This window comes from Kamptonema sp. PCC 6506 (assembly GCF_000180455.1).
Lineage (GTDB): Bacteria > Cyanobacteriota > Cyanobacteriia > Cyanobacteriales > Microcoleaceae > Kamptonema > Kamptonema formosum.
Genome location: NZ_CACA01000332.1, coordinates 1 through 6,033, shown reverse-complemented (window position 1 = coordinate 6,033; position 6,033 = coordinate 1). Strand labels below are relative to the sequence as shown.

Sequence of the window (6,033 nt, the reverse complement as noted above, 5' to 3'; positions counted from 1 at the left end):
CCAGTTCAGCTTGTTTGCGATCGCTTATATCTAGTAACAAGCCATCCCACACTAACGTTCCATCAGCAAGTTTTTCTATTCGCGCTTCACCGTGAATCCATTTAATAATTCCAGATGGTGTAACAATTCGCCCCTCCCATCGCCAGGGAGTTAAGGTTTGAACTGAATCTGCAATTGACTGACGATGAGATTCAGCATCTTCTGGATGTGTCATATCTAATAGGAGCTGTACATTGGCGATCGCTTCCTCGGCACTGATTTGATATAGTTCATAACAGTCACTACTCATGTACGGCATTGATACCGAACCATCGGTCGTCATCACGAATTGATACACCACCCCAGGAACGTTATCTACTAAATTATGGAAGCGGGATTGAGCAAATTTGAAGTCATTGAGAGAACGCTTTAATTCTTGGGCATATTCTTGGGAACGTTGATAAAGTTGGGCATTTTCTAGGGAAATGGCAGCTTGGGTGCAGATGAGGTTGAGGAGTTCGACGCGATCGCTCGTAAATGCTCCCTTCGTTAAATTATTTTCTAGATATAAAATGCCTATCAATTTCCCTTGATACAAAATCGGGCTGCACAAAATACTCTTGGGCTGCTGACGCATGATATACGGATCGTTGGCTAAGCTTCCATCGGCTGTCGCATCAAGCAACACAACAGTTTGCGGGTTGTGCTTGACTTGGTAAATCAGCTTGTGGGGAATGTCTTGGCTGTCCTCAACCGGAAGACGCTGCAATACGTTTGGTTCCGTTCCCAATGTAATTGACCCTTTAACGAACAAGCGTTCACCTTTGGTGTCGCGTAGCGAATTATCTCGCAACAGCATTAACACGCATTTATCAGCCCCTGCATTTTCGATGACGATTCTAAGCAACGATGAAAGTAATTTTTCGAGTTCGATTTCGCTGGAGATAGCTTGGGAAGCTTTCAAAATCGCTTTTAAATCTAGGGTGTCTGAGACACGGGTACTAGAAGTAGCCGAACTGATGGATGTGACAGTTCCTAATGCGAAGATGGTTTCGTCAGTGGAAAGGGGAGAACGGGTTTGTTGTAATATGGGGGCAAGTAATTGGGGATAGCGTTTTTCTAAATCGGCGACTTTGGCTTTGGCATCCCAGCGAGCATAGCCGTAGTAGGCTTCGGTGATATATTCCGCAGCTATGCGTTTTCTGCCCCAGTTGAGATAAAATTTAGCGGCTAGTTCGTTGGCTAATGCTTCTTCTTGGATATAACCGTTTTCTTTGGCAAGCTCAATGGCGCGATCGTAATATTCCATTGCTGGCATATATTGACCAGATATGTTTGCCATTTCAGCAGATAGCAACAGGTATCGATGTTGAAAGTTTGCTGGGCAAAAATGCGCCCATCTTTGAATAATTTGGTAGTGCTGTTGTATAGTATCCCAATACTGCTTTTTCTCCTCTAATGTAGCAGATTGATAGAGTGCTGCTAAACTGAGTGGATAATAGAAATGGTATTGAATAATGGGAAAAAAACCTGCATTAGCTGGCAGTGTTTTTTGGGCTTCTTCTGCCGCCATTACAGCATCAGTGTAGCGACCATAAAAGTAGGAAAGTTGTAGCTTTAGAAAGCAGTACCAATTAATCCCATGTTCAAAGTTCTGCTTTTGTCGCCAAACATTGATATAAAGAGTATCATTATTCCGTTCATCCAATAAGTCAGTATCTTGAATTAGGTCTTGCAGGCTTAGTAAAAATTGTCGTTGTAAGGTAAACGCATAGAGCATATTAACATCATTGACCTGCTGGACATAACTGAGATATTTCTCTGTTTCTGCATAGACATCGGATAGGCGATCGCCTTTAATTAACATTGCCCAAATCAAGAACGAAACAGCCCAAACACCAAACACGACATCTCCCGCTTCTTGACTGATTTGATACGCTTTCTGAGAAATGGGTAAATTGGTTTTTAAGTGCTGATTATAGGGATTTATCGTGTGTGCAAAGATATTATTTGTTTTATAAATAAACTTAGTGCTATTAAAATGGCGATCGAGTTTTAGGGCTAGTAATCCGAACTCATAAGCGGTTTGATAATCTCCTTCATTTGCTAAATTCATTCCATAGAGACAGTAAGCAAAACCAGAGCTTTCGGCATTGCCATATTTCAATGATAAATTGAGCATTAATATAGGACTCAAAATAGCTAGATATTGACGACCCGCCATATAGGTAACAGCCCAAAGGTCTACTAAAAGACTCATACAGATTTTTTTTACGGGGTCTGTCATTTCTGGTAGATTAAATAAGTCGGCTGGACGAACTATTGCCAGTTGAGTTTTCAACTTTTCGAGTTCAGTTTTAATAGCTTCTTGCTGTTCTTCAACGGTGAGAGGTAGTGGCATCCCCATAATTCTCAACCCTTGCAGTCCTGCTTCACAGCCTGCTTGGAGATTCTCACCTTGAGTCATTTTCAGGTACATTTGAATTGCATAAATATCGGCTAAATCGAATTTATTTTGAGTACGATTTAATGCAAAATCAAACAGTTTTTCTGCCTCAGTTAAGTTGCCTGTCAAATATTCACATTCGGCACGTTCTCGATATAATCCAAAGGTGAGTGAATAATGGGTTTCCCAGCTATTTTCCAGCAGCAATTCTAAGCCTGACGTCAAGTATTTTACGGCTGCTTTATAAGCTGTAGCAGCTTTGGCTTTTCTCCCCGCCATGAGATTGATTTGAGCAATTTCATCTTTTGCGGATTGCTGAGTAATAATGCCAATTCCCTGATTTAACTGATTGACAATATCAAAAATCTTGACTTCAAGAACTTCCGGCGATGTATTGCGTAGCAGCAACTGGCCAATTTGGAGATGTACTGCTTTTTTATGAGATTCGGGAATTAAAGAATAAGCAGCTTGTTGAACGCGATCGTGAAGGAACTTATAGCCAACAACCTGCGAACGTTCTTGAGAAACTGCTTGATTAACTTCCCCAACATAAAACTTATAAACTTCACTTTGGGGCAAAATTAACCCTTCTTGTAACGCTTTCCATAAACAAGCTGCTGTTTCTACTTCTGATTTTTCTGAAACAATCGCCAAAGTTGTTAAATCAAAAGAGTTACCAATACAAGCAGCTAGTTGCAAAACCTGTTGGGTTGAGGACGGTAATTTTTGTAATTGTAATGCCATAAAAGTCACAACATCATCTGTAGCCGCTTGTGTTGTAACTTGGGCGAGATCGCATTGCCAACAACCTAACTCAAAGTTAAATTGAATTAATCCATCTTGATGCAATGCTTTGAGAAACTGGGTGGCGAAAAATGGATTTCCTTGAGTTTTTTGATAGATGAGTTGAGAAAGAGACCAGGCCGAACTTTCCGGACATTTGAGCGTTTCAGCAACTAATTGATTGACGGTAACTCGATCGAGCGGTGCTAAAGTAATTGTATTAATCGTGAAGAGGGTTTTTTCAATCTCACTCAAAGTCAACATCAATGGATGTCAACAAAGTCAACATCAACAAAGTCAACATCAACAAAATCAACAGCAACCAAGCCAACAATCAAATCAAAAGTCACCAAATAATCCTCAAATTAGTTGGGATTATTGGGTAGCTGAATCGACTGAAGAGGAAATCAATAAATTGATTGCAGAAAGGCGATATCGGCCAGAATTTCTATCAAGAGACTGGATGGGACAAGTCCCAAACAGCGAGACGAGTCCCAAACAAACCCAACAGTCACAAGGTAAACCGAGTCAAGCGTCCCCAAGTCCCAGGGACGAGTCCCCCGTCTCAGGAATGCCACAAAATCCTCCTTCTGTCCCCCCAGCTTCGCCTGTTGTTTGGGACGAGTCTCAGTTTGCCAAATACTTTCCTGATGCAACAGAGGTGGAGCTTTTTGAAGAGATTTTGAGCTACTTAGATGTTAGCAGAAATGCTAGCGACATCATCAAAAATGTGCTGCGGTGTAAGCGACATGAACCAGACTCACATCGCTCTTATAGTAATGTGGGCAAGCCCTGTTTTTGCTACTTAATTCGCAAGTATGCTCCGCCTATTTTGATTGCTCACTTTGCTGATTTTCTTAAGTAATTGCCACCAAATATTGAATACTTTTCCTTGGGAAAGAAGCCAATCGTAACCACGCGAAAAGTAGGGTGCAATCCCCTACCCAACCTGGGCTTGTCCCAACTATAGAGGTTTTCAGTTGCATTATGTACTGCTGGGTAATTGCTAATTGCTATTTGCTAATTAAGAGCGGTGCTTACCCAATTAAAAACTGCTATATTAATTCGGTTTTACAGGAGGTAAAATCCTTGACTAACAACAATAGTTCAATAGTTCATGTTCCTTTACAACCCAATTATCAAACGCAATCCCAACAAACAGTTGTGACTCGTGTTGTGGTTGTTCCTAACTATGATACTGATAGCAACCCCTGGGCGGGGTACGATGCCATTTGTTTGTGGATTAAAGCATTACGCAAGTGGCCAATTCGCACAGCTAGTGTCAGTATTGGGTTGATTTGGCTATCAATTTTTGGGTTTTTCTTTGTCTGGAATGCCTTGATTTCCAGACAGCAAGTAGCAAAGTCTCCAGACCCTTTTAACCCGGCTCAAGTTGGCTGGGCAGTTGGTGGTGGTTTGGGCACCCAAACAGTTAATTATGCCAATACCAGCTTTTCTCCTACCTTTGCTAGTTATGGAGGGGGTCGCCAATTGACAAGAACTGAACTGCGGCAATTGCAGCGGGGTGCTCTGCAAACTGTACCTATTTCTGACAACGAATAACTTGGGTTGGTTAATTGTTAGTCGTTCGTTGTTGGTTCGGGGTTGACTAACACCTAACTAATAACAACTAACCAATCTCACAACTAACCAATTTCAGGATAAAGCAGAATTTTATAAGTATCTGCTGTGGGTTTAACTGCCAGTTCTACAGCTTTGCTCAAGTCTTGCAGAGGATAGCGATCGCTAATTAAAGCATCAACGTCAATCCGCTTATTAAATACTATATCAGCAGACAGAGATTGTAACCGAAAAGATGAACTATAACTGCCCATCAAATCAATCTCTCGGCGATAGAGTACATTGGGATTAATCGGAATTTCCACCTCGTCAGGAAACTCAGCAAAAAATAGAATTTTCCCGCCTTTGCGGGTACAGTCAAGAGCTTGAAAAAAGGCTTTTTCGCTCGGCACTGCTAAAATACTGGTATCAACACCCATCCCACCAGTAAGCACCCCGATCTTAGCTTGTAAATCGGGATCTCGCGCGTCAAAAGCTGCTTCTGCACCTACACTCAAAGCTTTTTCAATGCGAGAGGGCAATAAGTCAGTAGCGATCGCTCTTCCTCCGAAATACTTCACTAGCATAACAAACATTAACCCAATTGGCCCAGCTCCCACCACTAACACCGTTTGTCCGGGGGCAACTTGAGCTTTTTTAACTGCTTTCAGACAGCAGTTAGTCGGTTCTACAAAACTAGCTTGTTCAAAAGTAACACTTTCTGGTATAGGAATTAAACCACCATTGCGAACAATGTGGCCTGGTACTTTCACATATTCGGCAAAACCGCCGCCACTGGGTGCAAAACCCGCAGTTGTCGTGATATTTTTATAGGTTTCGCACATGGAAAAGTTCTCATTAAGGCAGTAGTCGCAGTGCATACAGGGTATGTGGTGCATGACGACTACTCGCTGGCCTACTTGCCAACCGGTGACGCGATCGCCTACCTTAGCAATTACACCCGCAGTTTCGTGTCCAAAAATGCGCGGCGGTTCGTAGAGAGGATAGCGAATTTTTTTTATGTCCGATTGGCATAATCCCACAACTTGTACTTGTACAAGCACCTCATCAGTTTCGATTTCAGGTACGGGAATTTCTTCGTAGCTTAGCTGATTGACACCCCGGAACACTTGTGCTTTCATATTTTTTCCTTTATTGCCCAGCGATATTTAGAATTTAACACTAATAGGACTTATGCTACTCAAAAGCGATATTCTTTTTTTAAATCATTCTTCTACCGCTAATAATCAGATTATTTATTGTAA

4 protein-coding genes are annotated in these 6,033 nt (G+C 41.8%); 2 read left to right on the top strand and 2 right to left on the bottom strand.

Annotated elements, in window-relative coordinates; translation table 11 throughout:
- Positions 1-3,463 (bottom strand): ATP-binding protein (locus OSCI_RS22220; RefSeq protein ID WP_202796249.1); only part of this gene is annotated, 3,463 nt, incomplete at its 3' end.
- Between OSCI_RS22220 and OSCI_RS22215 the strand changes: the two genes are divergently transcribed.
- Positions 3,435-4,073 carry a hypothetical protein gene (locus OSCI_RS22215; RefSeq protein WP_234708802.1) on the top strand — a complete coding sequence of 213 codons (639 nt, stop codon included), beginning with the start codon at positions 3,435-3,437 and terminating at the stop codon, positions 4,071-4,073. The two genes, OSCI_RS22220 and OSCI_RS22215, sit on opposite strands and share 29 nt — an antisense overlap.
- A 224-nt stretch (positions 4,074-4,297) precedes the next feature.
- Entirely contained in the window at positions 4,298-4,771 is a 474-nt protein-coding gene (locus OSCI_RS22210) for a hypothetical protein (RefSeq protein ID WP_007357407.1), read from the top strand.
- Between the two features lie 83 nt (positions 4,772-4,854).
- Here the strand turns inward: OSCI_RS22210 and OSCI_RS22205 are convergent, their stop codons facing one another.
- Positions 4,855-5,910, bottom strand: a complete 1,056-nt coding sequence (locus OSCI_RS22205; protein ID WP_007357406.1) for a zinc-dependent dehydrogenase — start codon at positions 5,908-5,910, stop codon at positions 4,855-4,857.
- Positions 5,911-6,033: the final 123 nt, after the last annotated feature.